General features: G+C 30.7%; 1 rRNA gene. It reads right to left on the bottom strand.

Annotated features, from left to right (window positions below):
• Window positions 1-2,057: 2,057 nt before the first annotated feature.
• A 5S ribosomal RNA gene (gene rrf / locus KQI18_RS13930) occupies window positions 2,058-2,144 on the bottom strand; the annotation flags it as partial.

The raw sequence follows: 2,144 nt of genomic DNA, 5'->3' as shown, positions 1-2,144 counted from the left end.
AAACTCTCATAAAAAATTTGATGGCTCAGATACTATTGTTATCAAAATATCTGGCTTTATATGGTTTGTTTCTTGTTTTCTTATAAATTAACCTACTGTTTAATTTTCAATGTTCTTTTCAATTCTTTCTCTGTGTTTTCTTTGTTTCGTTTGCGTCTCTTTCGAAGACAAGTATTACTATACCAAAATAAAAAAAACATGTCAACACTTTTTATAAAATAAGTTTATGCTTAATTCCTTAAGTTTATTTAAACTTAGATATACCAAGTGTTTGAACAAATCACTTCTTTATATTTTTTTTCCTATATTAAATTTATTAACTATTATAATATATTATTATTCAAAATAAAAAAATTATTTTCTGCTCAAATTATAAAACTCAATACGTTATATATTATATATAACTTAGTAATAATGAATTAGCCTTGTATGTTTTATTAACTTTCCCAATAATTATACTTTCAGCTATAGTTATTATATTTTCTATAGATATATAACTAAACACTATACTATTTAGTAGCTTATTTATAAATAATGTGAAATATAAGTAAAGACATGGAAAGAAAAAATAATATAACTCTAGAAATAGTGCTATTATATCAATATCTTTGACCTAGACATGAAGAAGAATTACAATCTGCAAGAAGCAAAGATCATTTAAATTAAAACTACAGAATACGATTTAGTAGTTTCATAACTAATGTAACTTAAAATAGCCTTCTTGCCTAATAGAGGCTTTCTTAGGAAATAGTGGCGAATTTGGGCTTTCCTGCAATAGTAACTATATATTAGCTAGTGTAAAAAGCTTTTAGATTTTAGTTCTTATTCCAATATAGGGTTAATGATTACATTTCGAATGGATATGAGGGCGATGTTAGTGATTGTAGTTGTCTGGCGCGGTTTGATAGCCAGTCTACATGAACTAATTTCTTCATTATACACATTTGATGACTTTCACTTTCCCAAAACACAGCTTTATCATAAGAAGTTTTAGGTTTTAGTTCTTAATCTAATGAGGGGTTAATGATTGCATTTAAAATGGATATGTGGGCGATGTTAGTGATTGTAGCTGTCTGACTCGATTCGATAGCCAGTCTACAAATAAATTTGATATAGGTTTTGACTTTGATCTTCCCAAAAACAAAGTTTTAGTGTAAGAAGTCTTTATATTTTAAGGTTTAATCTAATATAGGGTTAATGATTGTATTTCGAATGGATATGAGGGCGATGTTAGTGATTGTAGCTGTCTGGCGCGACTCTTAGCCAGCCTACATGAACTAATTTCTTTATATTAATTAAGATTTTGATCTTTCCTATATATTGCTTTAGCGTAAAAAGCTTTTAGATTTTAGTTCTTAATCTAATGAAGGGTTAATGATTGCATTTAGAATGGATATGATGACGATGTTTGTGATTGTAGTTGTATGGCGCGGTTTCTTAGCTAGCCTACAATAATCTCTTTATATTAATTAAGGTTTTGATCTTTCCTATATATTAGCTTTAGCGTAAGAAGTCTTTAGGTTTTAGTTCTTAACTTAATGAAGGGTTAATGATTGTATTTCGAATGGATATGAGGGCGATGTTAGTGATTGTAGCTGTCTGGCGCGGTTCGATAGCCAGCCTACATGAACTAATCTCTTTATATTAATTGTAGTTTTGATCTTTCCTATATATTGCTTTAGTGTAAGAAGTCTTTAGATTTTGGGGTTTAATCCAATGAAGGGTTAATGATCGCATTTCGAATTGATATGAGGGCGATGTTAGTGATTGTAGCTGCCTGGCGCAGTTTCTTAGCCAGCCTACAAGTAAATTTGATATAGGTTTTAACTTTGATCTTCTCCAAAACACAGCATTAGTGTAAGAGTCTTTAGGTTTTAGTTCTTAATCTAATGAAGGGTTAATGATTGCATTTCGAATTGATATGATGACGATGTTTGTGATTGTAGTTGTCTGGCGCGGTTTCTTAGCCAGCCTACAAGAACTAATTTCGTCATCATATACGTTCAAAATTCAAACATTAACCCATCCACACATAAAAACAAAAACTAAAAAAGATTACGCGGCTACGTCCTACTCTCCCAGGCAGTTTCCCACCAAGTACCATCAGCGCAAGAGAGCTTAACTTCTGTGTTCGGAATGGGAAC

It is taken from the genome of Metaclostridioides mangenotii (assembly GCF_018917235.1).
Taxonomy (GTDB): Bacteria; Bacillota; Clostridia; order Peptostreptococcales; family Peptostreptococcaceae; genus Metaclostridioides.
Note: the sequence above shows the minus strand (reverse complement) of the source record. Positions and strands in the feature narration are given on the sequence as shown.